The organism is Pseudomonas nitroreducens (assembly GCF_014204515.1).
Lineage (GTDB): Bacteria > Pseudomonadota > Gammaproteobacteria > Pseudomonadales > Pseudomonadaceae > Pseudomonas > Pseudomonas nitritireducens_A.
The window spans coordinates 315,393-338,446 of sequence record NZ_JACHLI010000004.1 but is presented as its reverse complement, the minus strand read 5'-3'; the positions used below and the strand labels follow the sequence as shown (position 1 = coordinate 338,446).

General features: G+C 67.8%; 19 protein-coding genes and 1 pseudogene. 14 read left to right on the top strand and 6 right to left on the bottom strand.

The window, feature by feature from the left end; all coding sequences use genetic code 11:
* Positions 1-111 precede the first annotated feature (111 nt).
* Complete coding sequence (locus tag HNP46_RS08085; RefSeq protein WP_184587551.1) at positions 112-828, bottom strand: tellurite resistance TerB family protein; 717 nt, start codon at positions 826-828, stop codon at positions 112-114.
* Positions 829-1,074: 246 nt separating this feature from the next.
* Here HNP46_RS08085 and HNP46_RS08080 point away from each other — a divergent pair, with 246 nt between their 5' ends.
* The 11 genes and pseudogenes from HNP46_RS08080 to HNP46_RS36155 all read left to right on the top strand — a co-directional run bounded on the left by HNP46_RS08080 (position 1,075) and on the right by HNP46_RS36155 (position 13,842).
* Positions 1,075-1,986, top strand: a complete 912-nt coding sequence (locus HNP46_RS08080; RefSeq protein WP_184587549.1) for a LysR family transcriptional regulator — start codon at positions 1,075-1,077, stop codon at positions 1,984-1,986.
* 178 nt (positions 1,987-2,164) lie between these two features.
* Positions 2,165-3,619 carry a gamma-aminobutyraldehyde dehydrogenase gene (locus tag HNP46_RS08075; RefSeq protein ID WP_409372411.1) on the top strand — a complete coding sequence of 485 codons (1,455 nt, stop codon included), beginning with the start codon at positions 2,165-2,167 and terminating at the stop codon, positions 3,617-3,619.
* Between the two features lie 119 nt (positions 3,620-3,738).
* A complete protein-coding gene (gene ydcS, locus HNP46_RS08070; RefSeq protein WP_184587545.1) occupies positions 3,739-4,884 on the top strand; it encodes a putative ABC transporter substrate-binding protein YdcS in 1,146 nt (381 codons plus the stop codon).
* Positions 4,885-5,078: 194 nt separating this feature from the next.
* Positions 5,079-6,107, top strand: coding sequence for an ABC transporter ATP-binding protein (locus HNP46_RS08065; protein WP_184587543.1), 1,029 nt, complete (start codon positions 5,079-5,081; stop codon positions 6,105-6,107).
* A gap of 1 nt (position 6,108) precedes the next feature.
* Complete coding sequence (locus HNP46_RS08060) at positions 6,109-7,059, top strand: ABC transporter permease (RefSeq protein WP_409372410.1); 951 nt, start codon at positions 6,109-6,111, stop codon at positions 7,057-7,059.
* Positions 7,049-7,855, top strand: coding sequence for an ABC transporter permease (locus HNP46_RS08055; protein ID WP_184587541.1), 807 nt, complete (start codon positions 7,049-7,051; stop codon positions 7,853-7,855). Before HNP46_RS08060 ends, HNP46_RS08055 begins: the two co-directional genes overlap by 11 nt.
* A 266-nt stretch (positions 7,856-8,121) precedes the next feature.
* On the top strand, positions 8,122-9,546 hold the full coding sequence (locus HNP46_RS08050; RefSeq protein ID WP_184587539.1) for a gamma-aminobutyraldehyde dehydrogenase: 1,425 nt from the start codon (positions 8,122-8,124) through the stop codon (positions 9,544-9,546).
* A 277-nt stretch (positions 9,547-9,823) separates the two neighbouring features.
* Entirely contained in the window at positions 9,824-11,686 is a 1,863-nt protein-coding gene (locus tag HNP46_RS08045) for an NAD(P)/FAD-dependent oxidoreductase (protein ID WP_184587537.1), read from the top strand.
* Positions 11,687-11,772: 86 nt separating this feature from the next.
* On the top strand, positions 11,773-12,249 hold the full coding sequence (locus HNP46_RS08040; RefSeq protein WP_184587535.1) for an ester cyclase: 477 nt from the start codon (positions 11,773-11,775) through the stop codon (positions 12,247-12,249).
* A gap of 435 nt (positions 12,250-12,684) precedes the next feature.
* Positions 12,685-12,978 (top strand): annotated as a pseudogene (locus HNP46_RS36160) (methyl-accepting chemotaxis protein); the annotation flags it as partial.
* A 132-nt stretch (positions 12,979-13,110) separates the two neighbouring features.
* Entirely contained in the window at positions 13,111-13,842 is a 732-nt protein-coding gene (locus tag HNP46_RS36155; RefSeq protein ID WP_409372415.1) for a cache domain-containing protein, read from the top strand.
* 197 nt (positions 13,843-14,039) lie between these two features.
* On the opposite strand, the gene HNP46_RS08030 is transcribed toward HNP46_RS36155, so the two are convergent.
* The gene (locus tag HNP46_RS08030) at positions 14,040-14,369 is read right to left on the bottom strand and encodes a hypothetical protein (RefSeq protein WP_184587530.1); all 330 of its coding nucleotides are present in this window, start codon (positions 14,367-14,369) and stop codon (positions 14,040-14,042) included.
* Positions 14,370-14,724: 355 nt separating this feature from the next.
* On the opposite strand from HNP46_RS08030, the gene HNP46_RS08025 reads away from it, so the two are divergent.
* Genes HNP46_RS08025 through HNP46_RS08015 form a run of 3 tightly spaced genes read left to right on the top strand, consistent with a single transcriptional unit; the run spans position 14,725 to position 16,993 of the window.
* Complete coding sequence (locus HNP46_RS08025; protein WP_184587528.1) at positions 14,725-15,690, top strand: PEGA domain-containing protein; 966 nt, start codon at positions 14,725-14,727, stop codon at positions 15,688-15,690.
* A 38-nt stretch (positions 15,691-15,728) separates the two neighbouring features.
* Positions 15,729-16,130 (top strand): TssQ family T6SS-associated lipoprotein, encoded by a 402-nt coding sequence (locus HNP46_RS08020; RefSeq protein WP_184587526.1) that lies wholly within the window; start codon positions 15,729-15,731, stop codon positions 16,128-16,130.
* Between the two features lie 41 nt (positions 16,131-16,171).
* Positions 16,172-16,993 (top strand): hypothetical protein, encoded by an 822-nt coding sequence (locus tag HNP46_RS08015; protein ID WP_184587524.1) that lies wholly within the window; start codon positions 16,172-16,174, stop codon positions 16,991-16,993.
* A gap of 48 nt (positions 16,994-17,041) precedes the next feature.
* Here the strand turns inward: HNP46_RS08015 and HNP46_RS08010 are convergent, their stop codons facing one another.
* From HNP46_RS08010 to HNP46_RS07995, 4 genes are all read right to left on the bottom strand, one after another.
* Positions 17,042-18,148 carry an NADH:flavin oxidoreductase/NADH oxidase gene (locus HNP46_RS08010; protein WP_184587522.1) on the bottom strand — a complete coding sequence of 369 codons (1,107 nt, stop codon included), beginning with the start codon at positions 18,146-18,148 and terminating at the stop codon, positions 17,042-17,044.
* Positions 18,149-18,556: 408 nt separating this feature from the next.
* Positions 18,557-19,936 (bottom strand): efflux transporter outer membrane subunit, encoded by a 1,380-nt coding sequence (locus HNP46_RS08005; RefSeq protein ID WP_184587520.1) that lies wholly within the window; start codon positions 19,934-19,936, stop codon positions 18,557-18,559.
* The gene (locus tag HNP46_RS08000) at positions 19,936-21,879 is read right to left on the bottom strand and encodes an ABC transporter permease (protein WP_184587601.1); all 1,944 of its coding nucleotides are present in this window, start codon (positions 21,877-21,879) and stop codon (positions 19,936-19,938) included. The genes HNP46_RS08005 and HNP46_RS08000 overlap by 1 nt, the downstream gene beginning before the upstream one ends.
* Complete coding sequence (locus HNP46_RS07995; RefSeq protein ID WP_184587519.1) at positions 21,873-23,051, bottom strand: efflux RND transporter periplasmic adaptor subunit; 1,179 nt, start codon at positions 23,049-23,051, stop codon at positions 21,873-21,875. Before HNP46_RS07995 ends, HNP46_RS08000 begins: the two co-directional genes overlap by 7 nt.
* Between the last annotated feature and the right edge of the window lie 3 nt (positions 23,052-23,054).

The window sequence follows — 23,054 nt, the reverse complement described above, 5'->3', positions numbered from 1 at the left end:
CCGGGCCGGGTGCCAGGGCGGGACACCCGGGGTGCAGCCTGCCGCCATGAGAGGTTGTCAGCCAGGCGATTGCCGCCCGGCGCCGGCTTCAACCGGCGATTGCGAGGAAGATCACGCGGGAACGGCGTCCAGCGCCTTCTGCGCCTGGGCTTCCAGCTCGACCTTGAGGCCGGCGTCGAGGCTCAGCTGGCGGGCCAGCTCATCGAGGTAGGCGCGTTCCATGTAGCTGGTCTCGTCGACCATCAGCAGGCTGGCCAGGTACATCTCGGCGGCCATTTCCTCACTGGTGGCGGCGCGGGCGACTTCCGCCGGGTCCAGCGGCTTGGCCAGCTCGCGCTCGAGCCAGCCCTGCAGTTCGACGTCGCCGGTGAGCTTGGCGATCTCGCCGTCGATCAGCTGGCGTTCGCGCTCATCGATATGCCCGTCGGCTTTCGCGGCGGCAACGATGGCCCGCAGGATGGCGTGGCTGTGCTGCTCGGCCTGGGCCGGCGGCAGGCGGTCGACGGTCTGCGGCTCGCCGCGCGGGGCGCTGGCCTGCTTCTGCTGCCAGTTGCCGTAGGCCTTGTAGGCGAGCACGCCGAGCGCCGCGAGGCCGCCATAGGCGACGACGTTGCCGCCGATCTTGCGCGCCTTCTTGCTGCCCAGCAGCAGGCCCAGCGCGCCGGCTGCCAGGGCGCCGCCGCCAGCGCCGGAGAGCAGGCTGCCCAGGTCGAGGCCGCCTTTGCCGCCGCCCTGGGCGCTCTGCCCACCTTGCTGGCTGAGCCCCTTGTTCTGCATCAGTTCCTGCCCGGACTTGAGCAGTTGGTCGAGCAGGCCGCGTGTGTTCATGGCGATCTCCACTGTCTTTCGGAAATTTGTGGATTCCGACTCTAGCCTGCGCGCCGATGACAGCGGAGTTGCAGTGTGCTTCCGGATATTGCGGGCCTGTGCCGGCGGGTCCGCAGGGCAAATGCGCCGCTTTCATTCGATTAAAAAGAATGCTCCTATAGATTTTCGATAATCAACAATGAAATGCGCCGAGACCGGCTAGACAAGGCTCTAGATCAGAGCTCCGCGCGCAAGCGGCCAATCACCATGATGACGCTCCGTCAGATCCGCCACTTCATCGCCGTCGCCGAGACCGGCTCGATCTCCGCTGCCGCCCAGGCGGTGTTCATTTCCCAGTCGACCCTGACCCTGGCCATCCAGCAGCTGGAGGAAGAGATCGGCGTGCGCCTGTTCGATCGCCACGCCAAGGGCATGACCCTGACCCACCAGGGCCACCAGTTCCTGCGCCAGGCGCACCTGATCCTGGCCACGGTGGAGAACGCCAAGCGCAGCCTGCAGCAGAGCACCGACCAGGTCGCCGGCAGCCTCACCATCGGGGTGACCAGCCTAGTGGCGGGTTACTACCTGGCAGACCTGATCAACCGCTTCCAGCGCGCCTACCCCAACGTGCAGACCCGCGTGGTGGAGGACGAACGCCCGTATATCGAGCACCTGCTGGTGAGCGGCGAGATCGACGTCGGCGTGCTGATCCTCTCCAACCTGGAAGACCGCCACGCCCTGCAGACCGAGGTGCTGACCCACTCGCCGCACCGCCTGTGGCTGCCGGCGCAACATCCGCTGCTGGAGCGCGACAGCATCGGCCTGGCCGATGTGGCCGGCGAGCCATTGATCCAGCTGAACGCCGACGAGATGGGCCTGCATACCCAGCGCATCTGGTCGCGCGCCGGGCTGGTGCCGCAGGTGACGTTGCGCACCGCCTCGGTGGAAGCGGTGCGAAGCCTGGTGGCGGCCGGCCTCGGCCTGTCGATCCAGCCGGACATGACCTACCGCCCCTGGTCGCTGGAAGGCGACATCATCGAGGCGCGGCCGCTGGTGGACCTGTCCGAGCCGCTCGACGTGGGCCTGGCGTGGCGTCGCGGTACCGCGCGGCCGGCACTGGTGGACCCGTTCCTGACCGTTGCCCGCGAGCAACCCAACGCAAAACGCCTTTCGATCTAGGGGCTTACAGCGTTCGATTTAATCGAACGGCGCTTTCAGTAATTAGAATTTGTCGACCCCACGTCCGGACTCTAGTCTCTCGTCCCATATCAAAGGGCCAAGTTCCGGGCACCGCCCCCTACGCCGGAGCATGCACATGGCCCCCGAAAACAAGACAGATAAAAGACGAGCTTCGAAGATGACCGGTGCAACCCTGCATACCGCCTTGCTGATCGACGGCCAACTGGTCGCCGGCGAAGGCATGGCCGAGCCGATCATCAACCCGACCACGGGCGAAACCCTGATCAGCATCGCCGACGGCTCCCTGGATCAGGTCGAGCAGGCGATCGCTGCCGCGCACCGCGCCTTCCCCGCCTGGGCCCGCACCACGCCGGCCCAGCGCGCCACCGCCCTGCTCGCCATCGCCGATGCCATCGACAAGCGCGCCAATGACCTCGCCCAGCTGGAGTCGCTGAACTGCGGCAAGCCGCTGCATCTGGCGCGCCAGGACGACATCCCGGCCACCGCCGATGTGTTCCGCTTCTTCGCCGGCGCCGTGCGCTGCCAGCAGGGCCAGCTCGCCGGTGAATACGTGCCCGGCCACACCAGCATGGTGCGCCGCGATCCGGTGGGCGTGGTCGCCTCGATTGCGCCGTGGAACTACCCGCTGATGATGGCCGCGTGGAAGATCGCCCCCGCCCTGGCCGCCGGCAACACCCTGGTATTCAAGCCGTCCGAGCACACGCCGCTGAGCATCCTGGCGCTGGCCCCGGCGCTGGCGGAAATCCTTCCGGCCGGTGTGATCAACATCGTCTGCGGCGGCGGCGAAGGCGTCGGTAGTCATCTGGTCAGCCACCCGAAGGTGCGCATGGTCTCGCTGACCGGCGACATCGTCACCGGGCAGAAGATTCTCCAGGCCGCCGCGCGCACCTTGAAACGCACCCACCTGGAACTGGGCGGCAAGGCGCCGGTGATCGTCTGCAACGACGCCGACCTCGAAGCCGTGGTCCAGGGCGTGCGCACCCACGGTTACTACAACGCCGGCCAGGATTGCACCGCCGCCTGCCGTATCTACGCGCAAGCCGGCATCCACGATCGCCTGGTCGCCGAGCTGGGCGACGCCGTGGCGAGCATCCGCTTCGCCCGCAAGCGCGACGCCGACAACGAGATCAGCCCGCTGATCAGCGCCCGCCAGCGCGACCGCGTGGCCAGCTTCGTCGAGCGCGCCCTCGGCCAGCCGCACATCGAGCGCGTCACCGGCGCCGCCGTGCATTCGGGCCCCGGCTTCTACTACCAGCCGACCCTGCTGGCCGGCTGCAAGCAGCAGGACGAGATCGTCCAGCGCGAAGTGTTCGGCCCGGTGGTCACCGTGACCCGCTTCGACCAGCTGGAGCAGGCAGTGGACTGGGCGAACGACTCCGAGTACGGCCTGGCCTCCTCGGTGTGGACGCAGAACCTGGACAAGGCCTTCCAGATCGCCAACCGCCTGCAGTACGGCTGCACCTGGATCAACACCCATTTCATGCTCGCCAGCGAGATGCCCCACGGCGGGCTCAAGCGCTCGGGCTACGGCAAGGACCTGTCCAGCGACTCGCTGCAGGACTACAGCGTGGTGCGCCACATCATGGCGCGGCACGGCCAGCAACTGGATTGAACCACCCGGCGGGGTCGCCCGCCGGCACATAAGAAACGCCCCGACGCCAAGCCGTCCGAGGGCTGTTGCTCGATTGAACTGCCCCACCAATAGAGACAACAACGAGAGGGAGACACCCGATGCGCAAGACCGCACTGCTCAGTGCCATCACCACCGCCCTGCTGGCCAGCGCCGGCGTCCAGGCCGCCGAGGCCCTGAAGGAAGTCGGCAAAGGCGAAGGCCGCCTGGACATCATCGCCTGGCCCGGCTACATCGAGCGCGGCCAGTCCGACAAGAACTACGACTGGGTCAGCCAGTTCGAGAAGGACACCGGCTGCCAGGTCAACGTGAAGACCGCCGCCACCTCGGACGAGATGGTCAGCCTGATGGCCAAGGGCGGCTACGACCTGGTCACCGCCTCGGGCGACGCCTCCCTGCGCCTGATCTACGGCAAGCGCGTGCAGCCGATCGACCCATCGCTGATCCCCAACTGGAAGAACATCGACCCGCGCCTGAAGGACGCCGCCTGGTACGTGGTCAGCGGCAAGACCTACGGCGCGCCGTACCAGTGGGGCCCGAACCTGCTGATGTACAACACCAAGGTCTTCCCCACCGCGCCGGACAGCTGGAAGGTGGTGTTCGACGCGCAGAACCTGCCTGACGGCAAGCCGAACAAGGGCCGCGTGCAGGCCTACGACGGCCCGATCTACGTCGCCGACGCCGCGCTGTACCTGAAGGCGACCCAGCCGGAGCTGGGCATCACCGATCCGTACCAGCTCGACGAGAAGCAGTACGCCGCCGTGGTCGACCTGCTGCGCAAGCAGCATGACCTGATCCACCGCTACTGGCACGACACCACCGTGCAGATGAGCGACTTCAAGAACGAAGGCGTCGCCGCTTCCAGCGCCTGGCCGTACCAGGCCAACGCCCTGAAGGCCGAAGGTCAGCCGATCGCCACCGTGTTCCCGAAGGAAGGCGTCACCGGCTGGGCCGACACCACCATGCTGCACGCCGATGCCCAGCACCCGAGCTGCGCCTACAAGTGGCTGAACTGGTCGCTGGAGCCCAAGGTCCAGGGCGACGTCGCCGCCTGGTTCGGCTCGGTGCCGGCGGTACCGGCCGGCTGCAAGGCCAGCACCCTGCTGGGCGCCGAAGGCTGCGCCACCAACGGCTACGACCAGTTCGACAAGATCGCCTTCTGGAAGACCCCGCAGGCTGAAGGCGGCAAGTTCGTGCCGTACAGCCGCTGGACCCAGGACTACATCGGGATCATGGGCGGCCGTTGATTCTGGCTCCCCTCTCCCTCTGGGAGAGGGGTTGGGGGTGAGGGCCGGCCGCGCGCCGATGCGTCCCTCACCCCGGCCCTCTCCCAGAGGGAGAGGGAGTTCCCGCCCCACCCAATACGTACCGATTCACCCGTATCTCAGATTCACGGGCAGGGCTCCCCTACGCCGGATTCCTGCCCCTTGGAGCGTGCACCATGACCACCCCCGCTGTTCAATTCACCCAGGTCTCCCGCCAGTTCGGCGACGTCAAGGCCGTTGACCGGGTGTCCATCGACATCAAGGACGGCGAGTTCTTCTCCATGCTCGGCCCGTCGGGTTCGGGCAAGACCACCTGCCTGCGCCTGATCGCCGGCTTCGAGCAACCCACCGCAGGCTCCATCCGCATCCATGGCGAGGAGGCCGCGGGCCTGCCACCCTACCAGCGTGACGTCAACACGGTGTTCCAGGACTACGCGCTGTTCCCGCACATGAGCGTGCTGGAGAACGTCGCCTACGGCCTGAAAGTGAAAGGCATCGGCAAGGCCGAGCGCCTCAAGCGCGCCGAAGAAGCCCTCGGCATGGTCGCCCTGGGCGGCTACGGCGGCCGCAAGCCGGTGCAGCTCTCCGGCGGCCAGCGCCAGCGCGTGGCCCTGGCCCGCGCCCTGGTGAACCGTCCGCGCGTCCTGCTGCTCGACGAACCCCTGGGCGCGCTGGACCTCAAGCTGCGCGAGCAGATGCAGAGCGAGCTGAAGAAGCTGCAGCGCCAGCTGGGCATCACCTTCATCTTCGTCACCCACGACCAGAGCGAAGCGCTGTCCATGTCCGACCGCGTCGCGGTGTTCAACAAGGGCCGCATCGAGCAGGTCGACACCCCGCGCAACCTCTACATGAAACCGGCCACCCCGTTCGTGGCGGAGTTCGTCGGCACCTCCAACGTGCTGCGCGGCGACATCGCCCAGGGCCTCACCGGCAACGCCCAGCCCTTCTCCATCCGCCCCGAGCACATCCGTTTCGCCAATGGCGAACGCAGCGCCTCGGACATCGAGATCAGCGGCCTGCTGCACGACATCCAGTACCAGGGCGCGGCGACCCGCTACGAAATCCGTCTCGACAACGGCCAGAACCTCTGCCTCAGCCAGGCCAACAGCCAGTGGGCCGACATCGACCTCGCCCACCAGCCGGGCCAGCGCGTGACCGCCCGCTGGGCGCGCGAGGCGATGGTGGTGCTGAACGAGGGCGCGTGACATGGAACTGACGATGAACGCACCGGTGCCGCAGGCCAGCAATGGCCTTCTGCGGCGCCTGTCCAGCCTGCTCTACCGCAAGCCGACGCTGTACCTCTCGCTGCTGCTGATCCCGCCGCTGCTGTGGTTCGGCGCGATCTACCTGGGCTCGCTGCTGACGCTGCTGTGGCAGGGTTTCTACACCTTCGACGACTTCACCATGACGGTGACGCCGGACCTGACCTGGGCCAACTTCGGCTCGCTGTTCAGCGGCTCCAACTTCGACATCATCCAGCGCACCGTGCTGATGGCGGTCGCGGTTTCCATTGCCAGCGGCGCGGTGGCCTTCCCCATCGCCTACTACATGGCGCGCTACACCACCGGCAAGACCAAGGCGTTCTTCTACATCGCCGTGATGATGCCGATGTGGGCCAGCTACATCGTCAAGGCCTACGCCTGGACCCTGCTGCTGGCCAAGGGCGGCGTAGCGATGTGGTTCGTCCAGCACCTGGGCCTGGAGCCGCTGCTGAACCTGCTGCTGGGCATTCCGGGCGTCGGTGGCAACACCCTGTCCACCTCCAGCTTCGGGCGCTTCCTGGTGTTCGTGTACATCTGGCTGCCGTTCATGATCCTGCCGATCCAGGCCTCCCTGGAGCGCCTGCCGCCGTCCTTGCTGCAAGCCTCGGCGGACCTCGGCGCGCACCCGCGGCAGACCTTCCTGCAGGTAATCCTGCCGCTGTCGATCCCCGGCATCGCCGCCGGCTCGATCTTCACCTTCAGCCTGACCCTGGGCGACTTCATCGTGCCGCAGCTGGTGGGCCCGCCGGGCTACTTCATCGGCAGCATGGTCTACGCCCAGCAGGGCGCGATCGGCAACATGCCGATGGCCGCCGCCTTCACCCTGGTGCCCATCGTGCTGATCGCCGTGTACCTGTCCATCGTCAAACGTCTGGGGGCCTTCGATGCACTCTGAGAAAGCATCCTGGGGGCTGAAAGCGGCCGCCTGGGGCGGGCTGGTGTTCCTGCACTTCCCGATCCTGATCATCTTCCTGTACGCCTTCAACACCGAAGACGCCGCGTTCAGCTTCCCGCCCAAGGGCTTCACGCTGCACTGGTTCAGCGTCGCCTTCGCCCGCCAGGACGTACTCGAAGCCATCGAGCTGTCGGTGAAGATCGCCAGCCTCGCCACGCTGATCGCCATGGTGCTGGGTACCCTGGCCGCGGCCGCGCTGTACCGCCGTGACTTCTTCGGCAAGGAAGGCATTTCGCTGATGCTGATCCTGCCGATCGCCCTGCCCGGCATCATCACCGGTATCGCGCTGCTGTCGGCGTTCAAGACCCTCGGCATCGAGCCGGGAATGATGACCATCGTCATCGGCCACGCGACCTTCTGCGTGGTGATCGTCTACAACAACGTCATCGCGCGCTTCCGCCGCACCTCCCACAGCCTCATCGAAGCCTCGATGGATCTGGGCGCCGACGGCTGGCAGACCTTCCGCTACGTGATCCTGCCCAACCTCAGCTCCGCGCTGCTGGCCGGCGGCATGCTGGCGTTCGCGCTGTCCTTCGACGAGATCATCGTCACCACCTTCACCGCCGGCCATGAACGCACCCTGCCGATCTGGCTGCTCAACCAGCTGGGCCGCCCGCGCGACGTGCCGGTGACCAACGTGGTGGCGATGCTGGTGATGATCGTGACCATGCTGCCGATCCTCGGCGCCTACTACCTGACCAAGGGTGGTGAGGGCGTGGCGGGGAGCGGCAAGTAATTTGGGTGCCATGCCAAACCCCTCACCCCCGCCCTCTCCCCAGGGGAGAGGGAGTTATCCGTGCCGGCTGACACCACGGTTTCATCCTGCACCGAACGGTCCCCTCTCCCTCCGGAGCGGGGCGCGCAGCCAGGGTTAGGGTGAGGGCCGCATGGCACCGGAGCCCACAGAACCCCTCAGGCCCGCCGGCTCGCAAACCGGCAGGCCCCTAAAAAGGAACACCCCAACCGAATTGGCACCACGCTTCTGAACAAGAGGACTCAACCATGCAAACCAACCTGCTGATCAACGGCCAACTGGTCGCTGGCGAAGGCGAGAAGCTCGCCGTCCTGAACCCGTCCCTGGGCACCGCCCTGGTGGAAATCGCCGAGGCCAGCAAGGCCCAGGTCGACGCCGCCGTGCTGGCCGCCGACGCCGCCTTCGACAGCTGGTCGCAGACCGCGCCCAAAGACCGCGCCATGCTCCTGCTGCAACTGGCCGACGCCATCGACGCCAACGCCGAGGAACTGGCCCGCCTGGAGTCCAACAACTGCGGCAAGCCCTACTCCGCCGCGCTGAACGACGAGCTGCCGGCGGTGGCCGACGTGTTCCGCTTCTTCGCCGGTGCCTGCCGCGTGATGCAAGGCTCCGCCGCTGGCGAATACCTGCCGGGCCACACCTCGATGATCCGCCGCGACCCGGTGGGCGTGGTCGCCTCCATCGCACCGTGGAACTACCCGCTGATGATGGTCGCCTGGAAACTCGGCCCGGCCCTGGCCGCCGGCAACACCGTGGTGCTCAAGCCGTCCGAGCAGACTCCGCTGACCGCCCTGCGCCTGGCTGAACTGATGGCCGGCATCTTCCCCGCCGGCGTGGTCAACCTGGTCTTCGGCCGCGGCCCGACCGTCGGCGAGCCGCTGACCACCCACCCGAAAGTGCGCATGGTTTCCCTGACCGGTTCGGTCGCCACCGGCAGCCGCATCATCGCCGGCACCGCCGACACCGTGAAGCGCATGCACATGGAACTGGGCGGCAAGGCCCCGGTGCTGATCTTCGACGACGCCGACATCGACGCCGCCGTGGAAGGCATCCGCACCTTCGGCTTCTACAACGCAGGCCAGGATTGCACCGCCGCCTGCCGCATCTACGCGCAGAAAGGCATCTACGCCAAGTTCGTGCAGAAGCTCGGCGAAGCCGTCGGCAGCATCCAGTATGGCGAGCAGGACGACCCGAACACCGAGCTGGGCCCGGTCATCACCGAACAGCATCTGGAGCGCGTCGTCGGCTTCGTCGAGCGCGCCAAGCAGGTGCCGCATATCGAAGTGGTCACCGGCGGCAAGCGTGCCGACCGTCCGGGCTTCTTCTTCGAGCCGACCGTGCTGGCCGGCGCCCGCCAGGACGATGAAGTGGTTCGCCGTGAAATCTTCGGCCCGGTGGTTTCGGTCACCGAGTTCGATGACGAAGCACAGGCGCTGGCCTGGGCGAATGACTCCGACTACGGCCTCGCCTCCTCGGTGTGGACCAGCGACATCGGCCGCGCCCATCGCCTGTCCGCCCGCCTGCAGTACGGCTGCACCTGGGTCAACACGCACTTCATGCTGACCACCGAGATGCCCCACGGCGGCATGAAGCTGTCGGGCTACGGCAAGGACATGTCCATGTACGGCCTGGAGGACTACACCGCAATCCGCCACGTCATGATCAAGCACTAAAACGACCGGCTGCGCGTCGGCAGTACAGCGTTGGAAACGGGGACGGGCCCAGTCATTTACAACTCGTAAACTCCTGGGCCCGTCCCCGTTTCCGCCTCGTCCTGCTCTAGCTCGCGCGGTCGTTGGTTCCTCGATACACCGTAAGGATCAAAAGCTCCAAATCGGCGCCCCGCTCGACCGGGACCGCCGCGCGGCCACGCATGCCGCAATCCCTTCCGGGTGGAAGGGCAAAACCATGACAGCCCTGCCCCGGGCCATCACCTTGCAAGGACTTCCCATGACCATCACCCGCCGCGACTTCCTCAACGGCGTCGCCCTCACCATCGGCGCGGGCCTCACCCCGCTGCAACTTCTCCAGGCCGCTCCATCCGGCCGTTACTACCCGCCTGCCCTCACCGGCATGCGCGGCAGCCATCCCGGCGCGTTCGAGGTCGCGCACCAGATGGGCTGGGAGAAGAAGGTGTTCGACACCGATGGCCTGAAGATCGAGGAGCAGTACGACCTGGTGGTGGTCGGCGGCGGCATCAGCGGCCTGTCCGCGGCGTGGTTCTATCGGCAGAAAAACCCCAAGGCGCGCGTGCTGATCATCGAGAACCACGACGACTTCGGCGGCCACGCCAAGCGCAACGAATTCCAGGCCGGCGGCCGGATGATCCTCGGCTACGGCGGCAGCGAGGCTTTCCAGTCGCCCAAGCACCTGTACAGCGACACGGTGAACCAGCTGCTCAAGCAGCTCAACGTCGACGTCGACCGTTTCGAGACCGCCTTCGACCGCGACTTCTACCCGAACCTGGGCCTGTCCCGCGGGGTGTTCTTCGACAAGGCCGGCTTCGGCGAGGCGAAGATGGTCAGCGGCGACCCGACCCCGATGGTGGCCGACGACATCGCCCCGGAAAAACTCAACGCCCGCAGCTGGCGCGCCTTCATCGGCGACTTCCCGCTGCCCGAGGCCGACCGCCAGGCGCTGATCGACCTGCACGAAGCGCCGAAGGACTACCTCGCCGGCAAGACCCGCGAAGAGAAGGAAGCGCACCTGGCCAAGACCAGCTACCAGGACTTCCTGCGCAAGGACGTCGGCCTGAGCGAAGCTGCCACCCGCTACTTCCTCAGCCGCACCAACGACTTCTCGGCGCTGAGCATCGACGCCGTCCCCGCCGATTCGGCCTACTCCGTGGGCTTCCCCGGCTTCGCCGCGATGGACCTCTCGCCCATCAGCGAGGAGGCCAAGGCGGAGATGGAAGAGCCGTACATCTACCACTTCCCCGACGGCAACGCCTCGCTGGCACGCCTGCTGGTGCGCGGCCTGATTCCGGGCGTGGCGCCGGGCAAGGACATGAACGACATCGTCCTGGCCACCTTCGACTATTCCAAGCTGGACCAGCCGAAGAACGCCGTGAACCTGCGCCTGAACAGCACCGCGGTCAGCGTGAAGAACCGCGACGGCGGCGTGGACGTCGGCTACAGCCGCGCCGGCGCCCTGCATCGCGTACGCGCCAGGCACTGCGTGCTGGCCTGCTACAACATGATCATCCCCTACATCCTGCGCGACCTCTCCGCCGAGCAGAGCCACGCCCTGGCGCAGAACGTGAAGTTCCCGCTGGTGTACACCAAGGTGGTGATCCGCAACTGGCAGAGCTTCATGAAGCTGGGCGTGCACGAAATCTATGCGCCGAGCCAGCCGTACAGCCGCGTCAAGCTGGACTACCCGGTGGACATCGGCGGCTACAGCCACCCGCGCGACCCGAACCAGCCCATCGGCCTGCACATGGTCTACGTGCCCACCAGCCCCAACGCCGGCATGGATGCACGCACCCAGGCCCGCGCCGGCCGCGGCAAGCTCTACGGCATGAGCTTCGAGTACATGGAAGGCATGATCCGCGACCAGCTGCAGGCCATGCTCGGCCCGGCCGGCTTCGACCACCAGAAGGATATCCAGGCGATCACCATCAACCGTTGGTCGCACGGCTATTCGTACTTCTCCAACAGCCTCTTCGATGATGAGCAAGAGAGCGAAAAGCTGATGAACCTGGCACGCACCAGGGTCGGCAACGTCACCATCGCCAACTCCGACGCCGCCTGGGATGCCTACGCCCACGCGGCCATCGACGAGGCCTGGCGCGCGGTCGGCGAACTGTCCTGATGAACCCGGCGCCACGTACCGCGTGGCGCCAACTGTAACGGCCGTCCGGCCGACAACCCGCGGGCACGCCCGCAACGGAGGCAAGCATGCGTCACCTCGTCAGAGCGTTTTACCTGCTGTCGCTGTTCACCTTTGCTGGCCTGGTACAGGCCGCAGAGTCGCCCAAACAGATCGTCGACGCCTACATGGCCGCGTGGAACGCCCACGATGCCGAGAAGGCCGCCGGCTACCTGGCCAAGGATGCGGAGTACTTCGACGTCACCGTCGGCACCCCGCAGAAGGGCCGCGAAGCCGCGCGCGACAATGTGATCAAGGTGTTCGTGGGGGCCGTGCCGGATCTTACGTGGAAGATGAACGGCAAGCCGATCGTCGACAAGGACGGCATCGCCTTCCAGTGGACCTTCAGCGGCACCAACACCGGCGCCTGGGACGCCCAGACCCCGGCCACCAACAAGGCCATCTCGTTCGACGGCGTGAGCTACGTGAAGGTCAAGGGCGGCAAGATCGTCTACCAGGGCGACTACTACGACGCCCTGGGCCTGCACAAGCAGCTGGGCTGGTAAGCAGATTGCGACCGGCTGCGCATCGGCCGGTCGTGCAGCTTTCGTAGGAGCGGACTCCGTCCGCGATAGGTCCGGCGCATCTGGAGGACATCGCGGATGAATCCGCTCCTACGGGGAGTTCGCCCTATGCGCCTACCCCAGCTGGCAAGGTTATGCGTAGGGCGCATAACCCGGAACGGGTTATCCGCCATTGCAGCCATGACGGCGGATAACGCCGCGCGTTATTCGCCCTACGCCGTGACCGGAAGCGCTCTTCGTAGGATGGCGTGGAGCGCAGCGATACCCATCGTTGCCTGCACGGACAGCATGGGTATCGCTGCGCTCCACCCATCCTACAAGGAGCAACAGCCGCGCCTCACGGGACTCGGCTGACACAAGAAGAACCCAGGCCCTCACCCTCATCTGCCCTCATCCGCCACTGTAGTGTCCGAATCCATGCCAACCACACTCGAACCACGGCCCGCCAAGGCCGAAGACAGCTCCAGCACCCGCTCCACCATCGACCAGGTCAAGCAGCTGATCGCCGACCTCAACGTGCGCTGGACCGAGATCAGCAAGGTCTCCGAAACCATCAAGCAGATCGCCCGCAACACCAACCTGGTAGCGCTCAACGCCGCCATCGAAGCCGCCCGCGCCGGGGAAAGCGGGCGCGGCTTCGCGGTGGTCGCCGACGAGGTGCGCCGCCTGGCCACCCAGTCGGCCAACGCCACCGCCGACATCGGCAACGTCGTCGCCTCGATCAGGAGCGAAAGCGCCAAGGCCCTGGCCGACGTCGAACAGGCCGAGCACTCCAGCCTGCTGGACACCGCCCGCGTCGTGCTGGCCAGCGAGACCCAGCGCCTGGAAGCACGCTTCGCCGTGATGGCCACCGCGCTCTACAGCCTGAAGCACTTCATCCTCGGCCTGAAGAGCCGCAACCTCGGCCCGCAGCGCGAGCAGATCGACGCGGTGATGCACGAATACCTGACCCGCAACCCCGAGCTGCTGGCCTTCGCCTGCGGTTGCGAGCCCAACGCCTTCGACGGTCGTGACAGCGAGTTCATCAACGCCCCCGGCCACGACGCCAGCGGCCGCCTGATGGCCTACTGGCACCGCGGCAGCGGCGTGGCCCAGCGCGAATGCCTGGTCGGCTACGACAAGGCCGACGGCAGCGGCGACTGGTACCAGGTCCCGCGCAACAAGGGTCGCGACGTGTTCATGGAGCCCTACGAGTACAGCGTCGGCGGCAGCACCGTACTGATGACCTCGTTCATGTCGCCGATGAGCGCCAACGGCCGCTTCCTCGGCATCCTCGGCGCCGACTACACCCTGCACCAGTTGCAGGAAAGCCTCGGCAAGCTGACGCCCATGGGCAATGGCCAGTACGCGCTGCTGTCCAACGCAAGCGTCTACGTCACCCACCCGGACGCCACGCGCCTGGGCGACAAGGCCGCCGAACTGCCCCAGGACGCGCGCCAGGCCATTGCCCAGGGCAAGGCCTGGGAACAGGTCAAAGGCCGCCAGGTGCAGCTGCTGCAACCCATCCGCGTGGGCGACAGCGATGCGCCCTGGGCGCTGATGATGAGCTTCGAGCTGGCGCAGGCCGGCGAATAAGGAAACAACCTGCAGGAGCGAGCCGTGCCCGCGATCGCGCGCATGGCGCGCCCCTATACGGGGCGCAATGGGTCGGCGTACTCCGATAAGAACGGATTACGCCGCGAACGACTTCGCGGACAAGGTCCGCTCCTACGTTGGCGGAAACCGCAGCGCTGAGCTGTAGGAGCGAGCTGGCTCGCGAACCGGACCCAGACCTACGCGCGCCCAGGCAACTCGGTGATATGGATTTCCGTCACCAGCGCCGGCTTCACCAGCGGCGTACGTGACAGCAGGGGGCAGAAGCGCGCCAGGGCGCCGATCAGCTCCCACTGGGTATCCAGGGATTTCGCCAGCACGTCCACATCCGCCAGCACACGCTGGCCGACACCCTGCAGATGCGGGTCGGGGCTGTGGCTGAGTTCGACCGAGAGCTGGGTGATCAGCGTGCTCAGGTTGGACATGTTGCGGGTGGCGAGGGCGAGGATATTCGCCAGCAGGGCGATTTCGGATTGCGGAATGACAGCAGACGTAGCCTGTGCGTCCATGCTTGCTCCAGTGGGGTTGGGCGCAGTCCTTGCGCGAGCAGGGACAGCCTAGCATCAGATAGCCATCACGCGACAGAAGTCACATTTCAATTCTTTTCCAGCGCCCGTGGTTTTCCGCTCGACGGCTTTGCGAGCGCCCGGGTGAGGCTTTGGCAATTCGCGACCCGTTGCACAGTTCAGGGCATCCGCGCCAAGCAGATCGCCCGGCGATTGAGACGCCCTGTTCGTCTTCCTATCCTCCGCGATCATTTTTTATCCAGACGCTGTCCTGCCCCAACTGACGCCTTGCGACAGCGGCTCGCCGCCCACTGGCGAGAGCCGGGAAGCGCCCCTCCACGCCTGAAGACCCGTCCCGATGGAACCGACCCCGCACGCATCCCGAACCACCACCGCGCAGGACAGCACCCCGGACCGTCTTGCCCGCTGGGACGGCGACGGCACCGTCTATCAGCTGCCGCAGCCGCCAACGCCCCGGCCGGCGCCGCCGGTGACAGTAAAACCGGAGCCGGTCGCCGACCACGACGAAGACCTGCTCGAACGGGAGCCGGCCTTCCCGCCGCCGCGCCGCTCGGTCATGCCCTGGGCCCTGTTCGGTTCCGTGCTGCTCATCGCCACCGCGCTGACGCTATGGAAACCCTGGGCCATCGAGAACAACGCCACGCGTTCAAGTCCGCCGCCTGCCGAGCCCACAGCAGTATCCGCCGCCGCTCCGGTCGCTGCCGAACCCGCCACGCCAGCGCCCCCGGAAACGACGTCCGCGACCACGCTGGAGGAGTCGGCCGAAGGCGAAAACGCCTACATCGTCCGCCCGGCCGAGAAAGAGCTCGCCGCCGAACCACCCGCAGTGATGGTCACGCCAGAGCCCGAACCCGAGCCCGCGCAGTCCACCGCCCTCAGCGCAGCAGAAGCTCCCGATGCCGATGCGGAGCAGGAGCAGACCCCGGCGCTCATCGAGCCTCAGCCTCCAGCAGCAGAGGCAGTAGAGGCAGTAGAGGCAGCAGCGACCGTACCGGCGAGCACCGCCAGTACGCCCGCCAAAGCCCTTGGCGCCAGCGGCAAGCCGGCCAGTGCCCGTGGCACAGCCGCCAAGACGAAGGCGCCCGCCGCCGCGACGCAGGGCACCCTGGTCGTGGCCGTGAAGCCCTGGGGCGAAGTCTGGGTCGATGGCAAACGCCGCGGCATCAGCCCGCCGCTGATCAGGCTGGAGCTGCCCGCCGGGCGGCACGAGATCGAACTGCGCAATCCCGGCCTGCCCAGCCATACGCAATCGGTGGAGATCAGCGCCGGACAAGCGCTGAACCTGCAACACCGTTTCCAGTGAACGACGGGCCCTTCCCACCTCTGCTGACGGACACGCCGATGACCCGCCTCCATCACCTTCCCGCCACCCTGCTGATCGCCCTGCTGCTGACGGCTGCAGGCTGCCAGTCCCGCCCCGATGCCCAGGCGCCGACGCCAGCGGACGAGCTGCGCCAGCGCGCCGAAAGCTCCCTGGCCGAAGGCCTGCGGCTGTATGAGGACGGTCATTACTACCTGGCCGAAGAGCAACTGCTGGCCGCGGATATCTGGGCCTCCACCCCCGACCTGCAGCTGCAGGCGGCCAAGTACCTGGCATTCAGCTACTGCGTGAGCGAGCGCCCCAACCAGTGCCGCTTCGCCTTCGAGCGCGCCCTGCAGATCGATCCCGACTTCCGCCTGGACAACGCCGAGGCCGGTCATCCCCTCTGGGGACCGGTCTTTGCCCAGGTGCGCCAGCGCTGAAGCCCCTCCCCCTGCCCTCCGCCACCGACCGAGAGACTCCCATGCCTAACCTCTTCCGGCTGATCCGACCGCTCCTCGCGCTGCCCCTGCTGGGGATCATGCAGGCCAGCCACGCCGGCTTGGATGAAAGCCTGGCCAGTGCCATCGATGGCCTCTGGCAGGACGGCCGGGCGCCCTTCAGCGTGCTCGGCAGCAGCCTGGTGGAAAAGTCGACGAAGGACAGCAGCGACTTCCAGGCCGAGGTCAAGAACTCGCCGGTCTATCGGGTCAGCGGCGCCGAGGCGGCGGCCGTGCTGGTGGGCAATCAACGCTTCGACGCCCTCACCACGCCCTGGGGCAGCTTCCCCCGGCTGCAGGTGGCGAACACGCGCCTGCTGGCTCTGGATCTGCCGAAGCGGCACTACCAGGTACTCGCTGGGCCGGGAGAAGGCCTGTTCGCCGTGGGTGACTGGCAGCGCTACGAATTCCTCCACGTGCTCGACCTCAGCACGCCGGGCGCGCCGCGTCACCATGCGCTGTACTCCGATGCCTATCTGGGCGAGCGAGTGCTCGGCCAGCTGCCCGGCTCCAGCGTGCTCAACTATGCGCGGCTGGTACCCGCCGGCCGCGATCGCCAGGGCCGAATCGATGCCTACGAGGTGACGCTTTACGCCCTCGGGCGCAAGGGCGCGGAGCCGGTTCTCGAAGGTGGCCACAAGCTGGCGTACGCCCTGCAGCGCGAAGGCGATGGCTGGAGCCTCAGCCACCTGCAGCGGACACCGGAAACCGACACGCGGGACGAGGAAGGCCGCTGGTTCATGGCGGCACCCCGGCCCGCGCTGTTCGTCCGGATCCCGCCGAAGGACGGCGACGAGCGCCCCTGACAGCAGACGGCCGCCCGAAGGCGGCCGTCGCGTTCAGTCAATCCCGTTTCACACCTGCCCGAAGGCCTTGCGCTTGGGCGTGCCGCGTTGCGCGGCGCGCAGGTACTGTGCCGGCCAGGGCACCGGCTGGCCACCCAGCTCATCGGCGGCATGCAGCGGCCAGTAGGGGTCGCGCAGCAGCTCACGGGCCAGCAGGATCAGGTCGGCCTGCCCGGTACGCAGGATGTGCTCGGCCTGCACCGGCTCGGTGATCATCCCCACCGTGCCGCTGGCCACGCCAGCCTCCTTGCGCACCCGCTCGGCGAACTGCGTCTGGTAGCCCGGCCCCACCGGAATCTCTGCGTTCACCGCAGTGCCGCCGGAGGACACGTCGATCAGGTCCACCCCCAGGCTTTTCAGGCGGCGCGCCAGCTCCACCGTCTCGTCGGGGTTCCAGCCGTCCTCCACCCAGTCGGTGGCGGACAGGCGGACGAACAGCGGCAGTTCCTGCGGCCACACCGCCCGTACCGCCTCGGTGATCTCAAGAAGGAAGCGGATGCGGTTCTCGAAGCAGGTGCCGTACTGGTCGCGACGCTGGTTGGAAAGCGGCGAGAGGAACTGGTGCAGCAGGTAGCCGTGGGCCGCGTGCACCTCGGCGATCTTGAAGCCAGCGGCCAGGGCACGTTCGGCGCCGCGCACGAACTGGTGCTTGATGGTCGCCATCTGCTCTTCGCTCAGGGCGATGGGCGCGGTGTGCTGCGGGTCGAAGGCGATGGCCGAGGGCGCCACCGGCGTCCAGCCGCCTTCGCTGATCGGCACCGAGCCGTGCTTGCCCAGCCACGGCGCCCAGGTGCTCGCCTTGCGCCCGGCGTGGGCCAGCTGCACGCCGGCCACCGCGCCCTGGGACTCGATGAAACGGGTGATGCGCCGCAGCGGCTCGACCTGTTCGTCATTCCAGATACCCAGGTCCTCGGCGCTGATCCGCCCTTCCGGCGCGACCGCCGTGGCCTCGACTATCACCAGCCCGGCGCCGCCCACCGCGCGGCTGCCCAGGTGCACCAGGTGCCAGTCGTTGGCCAGGCCGTCCTGGGCGGAGTACTGGCACATGGGCGAGACGGCGATGCGGTTGGACAGGGTGAGCTGGCGCAGGGTCAGGGGCTCGAACAACTGGCTCATGGTGGCACTCCCTTGGGTCTTCAGAACTTGTCACTTCAACTGTAGACCGGGATCGCCTAAGGATAGGTTCCGATGATCGGTGGTTCCGCCCTCCAATCCATGCTGCCCCTACGCGCGCCTATCCTTCGGCGTCCATCTGCTGTTACGGAATCGTCCCTACCGGCGACCGATCAGGCGCCGTGGGATCTTGTAGGAGCGGACTCCGTCCGCGATCGGCCACGCCTCACGCCGGATGCCATCGCGGACGGAGTCCGCTCCTGCGCGCGCCCTATCTTTCGGCGTCCCGCTGCTGTGACGGGAATCGCCCCTGCCGGCGGCCGGTCAGGCGCGGTGGGATTCTGTAGGAGCGGACTCCGTCCGCGATCGGCCATGCCTCGCACCGAACACCATCGCGGACGGAGTCCGCTCCTACGCGCCCCCTACCCCTCGGCGCGCCTGCCAACCACCGCCAAGCGCCTTGTACAGCGCCACGCTGGCCTGCAGGCGCAGCTGGCGCAGGCTGGCCAGGCCGTCCTGGGCGGCGTAGAGGGTGTGCTGGGCGTCGAGCAGCACCAGCAGGTCCTCGGCGCCGGCGCGGTAGCGCGAGTTGGCCAGGTCGAAGGCGCGTTCGGCCTGGCGCACCTGCTCGGCCTGGGCCTGCAGGCGCGTGTCCAGGCCGCTGATGGCGTCCAGGCCGGACTCCACCTCGCCGAAGGCGCTGACAATGGCCGCGCGGTAGTCCGCCAGCAGCTCTTCCTGCCGCGCCTGGGCCAGATCACGCTGGCCACTCAGGCGGCCGTTATTGAAGATCGGCGCCACCAGCCCACCGCTGAGCTGGTACAGCGGATTGTCGGTGAGATCGCCGAGGCGCGGGCCGCCGCTGCCCAGGTCCAGCCCCAGGGTCAGTTGCGGGAACAGCGCGGCACGGGCGGCGCCCAGGTCGGCAGCGGCGCTTTGCAACTGCGCCTCGGCCCGCGCCAGGTCCGGACGGCGGCTGAGCAATTGCGACGGCACGCCAGCAGCAATGTCAGGATCACGCAGCCTACTCAGCGCTGAATTCTGCAGACGCAGCGACTGCCGGGCAGCGCCCAGCAGCACCGCCACTGCCACTTCGCTCTGCGCCACCTGCTGGCGCAGGTCGGCCTGCTCCACCTGCAGCCCGGCCAACAGCGCCCGCTGCTGGGCCAGTTCGAGCGGCATGGCCGCGCCAGCGCGCTGGCGTGATTCGAGGGTGGCGAGCACATCCTCGGCGTTCTTCAGGTTCAGCCCGGCGATGCGCAGGCGTTCGCCCAGGCCGGCATGCTCCAGCCAGGCGGTGGCAACGGCGGCGGTCAGGCTCAGGTGCACGCTGTGCAGGTCGTACTCGCTCGCCTGCCACTGGGCGCGAGCAGCATCGCGCAGGGCGCGGTTGCGCCCCCACAGGTCCAGCTCGTAACGGGTCTGCAGGCCCAGGCCGAAGGTGTTGCCGTCGACATCGGCATTGCCGCCCAGGCGCCCCTGGCGCGAGGCGTTCAGCGTGCCGTTCACCTCCGGCAGCAAGGGCGCGCCGGCGATGCGCAAGCTGGCGCGGGCCTGGCGCAGGCGCGCTTCGGCGGCCTGCAGGTCGTAGCTGTCGCGGGCGGCTCGCTGCACCAGCTCGTCCAGCTCGGCACTACCGAATTGTTTCCACCACTGCGCGTCCACCGCCACGGCGGCCGGCGTGGCGGTGTGCGTCCAGGCAGCCGGAGCGGCGATTTCGGCAGGCGGTGCCGGCTCCTGCAGCGAGCAGCCGGCCAGCAGCAGGCAAATCAGCGGAAGGCGTGGGCGCATCATTCGCCTCCCAAGGCGACGACCGGATCGAGCCGCGCCGCCTGCCGCGCCGGCGCATAGCCGAACACCAGCCCGGTGACCAGCGCGCAGCCGAAGGCGCCGAGGATCGCGCTGAGGGAGAACACCACCGGTACGCCGCTGACCAGCAGCACGGCGCCGATGGACAGACCGATGGCCACGCCGATCAGCCCACCCACCAGGCTCAGCAAGGTGGACTCGGAGAGGAACTGGCGGAGGATGTCGCGCTGCCGCGCGCCGGTGGCGACGCGGATGCCGATCTCGCGGGTGCGCTCGCGTACGGTCATCAGCATCACGTTCATCACGCCGATGCCGCCCACCAGCAGGGACACGGCGGCGATCAGGCTGAGCATCAGGGTCATGCTGTCCTGCGCCTCGGCCTGGGCCTGCAGCTTGGCGGCGGCGTTGCCGATGCCGAAGTCCTTGCGCCCGTGGCGCTCCAGCAGCAGTTCCTGCATGGCCTTCTCGGCCTGGTGTACGTGCGCCGGAGAGAGGGCGTCGATCACCGCATACTCCGGATCGGTCATGCCCTTGTTGACCCGCGCGCGGCCAGAGTTGAAGGGGATGAACAGCATCTCGTCGTAGTCCTCGACGCCGGAATCGGCGCCTTTCTCCTTCATCACGCCGATCACCTCGAACAGCGCGTTGCCCACCAGCAACTGGCGCCCCAACGGACTCTCGCCATCGGGAAAGAAGTACTCCCAGGACTTGTGCCCGAGCACCACCAGTGGCGCCAGCTCGCGGTCCTCGGCGGCGCTGAAGAAGCGCCCCTGGGCCACCGGCCAGCGGTGGATCAGCGGCATTTCCTCGGTGGTGGCGAAGGTGTAGAGCGACTTGGACAGGTTGCCGAAGCGCACGGTCAGCGCATTGCCGATCACCGGCATGGCGTGGCGGATTTCCGGCAGCTCGGTGAGCGCGGCGAGGTCATCGAGGGTGACCGCGCCGATCGGCCCGCCCTCGGGCGGGTAGTCGCCGCTGACGTACATGATGGTGGCGCCCAGCGAGGCCATCTGCTGCACCACGCGCTGTTTGGTGCCCAGGCCGATGGCGAGCATGACGATCACCGAGGCCACGCCGATGACGATGCCCAGCAGGGTCAGCGCGGTGCGGAAGCGGTTCAGCCACATCACCCGCCAGGCCGAACGCAGCGCCTCCAGCAGGTCGCCGGCGAAACTGGCGCCGCCAGCCAGGCGCGCGTCGCGCAGGTCGGGCATGGGCAGCGCAGCGGCGCCGGCATGCCCGCCGCTGTCGGAAACGATGCGACCGTCGCGTATCTCGATGACCCGCCGGGCCCGCGCCGCCACTTCGCGGTCGTGGGTGATGAGGATCAGCGTGTGGCCCTGGGCGGACAGCTCGTCCAGCAGCGCCATGACTTCTTCGCCGCTGCGGCTGTCCAGCGCGCCGGTGGGTTCGTCGGCGAGGATGATGCGCCCGCCGTTCATCAGTGCGCGGGCAATGGACACGCGCTGCTGCTGGCCGCCGGAGAGCTGGTTGGGGCGGTTGTCCAGGCGTTCGCCCAGGCCCAGGCGACCCAGCAGCTCGCTGGCGCGCTGGTGGCGTTCGGTGGTCGGGTGGCCGGCGTAGAGCGCGGGGACTTCGACGTTCTCCCGCGCGCTGCAGGTGGGGATCAGGTGGTAGCCCTGGAACACGAAGCCGAACGCCTCGCGGCGCAGCCAGGCCAGTTCATCGCTGTCCATCTGCGCGACGTCGCTGGCGGCGAAGCGGTAGCTGCCGGCGCTGGGGCGATCCAGGCAGCCGAGGATGTGCATCAGGGTGGACTTGCCCGACCCCGACGCGCCGACGATGGCGACGAACTCGCCCGGTTCGATGCGCAAGGAGACCCCGTGCAGCACCGTCACCCTGGGGCTCGCCCCGCCACCGTAATGCTTGACGATGCCGTCCAGTTCGATCAGGGCGGTCACCAGGTGAATCTCCGCGGGCCTTCCTGGGCGGTCAGCTCGCCGAGTATCAGTTGCTCGCCTTCGGCCAGGCCGTCGAGCACCTCGCCCTGCAGACGGTTGCGCACGCCGACGCGGACCTCGCGGGTCTGCGCCTTGCCGGAGGTGTCGAGCACCCGCGCACGGTAAACGCCCCGCTGCTGCGGCACGGCGTCCAGCGCGGTCAGCGGCACCGAGAGCACATCGCGGGCGGCGGCGTTGACGAAGGTGACCTGGGCGGTCATCTGCGGCATCAGCGCGCCGTCGGCGTTGTCCACGTCGAACAGCACGGTGTACAGCACCACCTTGCTGGTGCCGCTGCCGGCCTGGCTGCTGGCGCTGCTGCCGTCCTCGGTCTTGGGTTCTTCCGGCGCCGGCAGTACCTGGCGCACGCTGCCGGTCCAGCTGCGACCGTCGCCGCCCAGGGTGGTGAAGCGCACCGGCATGCCGGCACGCACGCGGCTGACGTCGGCTTCGGAAACGTCCGTCCACACGGTCATCGACGACAGGTCGGCGATACGCAGGATCGCCGGGGTCTGGTAGGTGGCGTTGAGGGTCTGGCCCTGCTCGGCCTTCACCGAGATCACCGCACCGGCGATGGGCGCATAGACGCGGGTGTAGTCCAGCTGGGTCTGGTCGGCGCTGAGGGTCGAGCGGGTCTGCTGGATCTTCGCCTGCAGCTGCTCGATGCGCGCGGCGGACACCTTGCGCTCGGCCTCGGCCACCTGCAGGTCTTCCAGGCGTGTGGAGCCTTCGGCGTACATCTGTTTCTGCCGGGCATGCTTCTGCTCGGCGAGCTGCAGTTGCGCGCGCTGCTCCGCCAGTTGCGCCTGCAGGTCGGCCAGCTGGGCCTTGCCGGCGTCCACCGTGGCCTGCGGAATGCGCGGGTCGATCTCGGCCAGCAACTGGCCCTGCTGCACCACGTCGCCGGCCTTCACCAACAGGCGGTCGATCTGCCCGGAAACGCGCACGCCGACTTCCACCTGGGTGCGCGGGCGCAGCGTACCGATGGCGCTCACCGTCGACTCGATGTCACCCCTCGCCACTGCCTGGGTCTGGTAGCGCACGCCATCGCGACCGAACGCCCAGACCAACCCTCCCCCGACAACGACCAACAGGGCCGCCAGCGTCAGCCAGCGGCCCTTCTTCCCCCGTGCCATCCC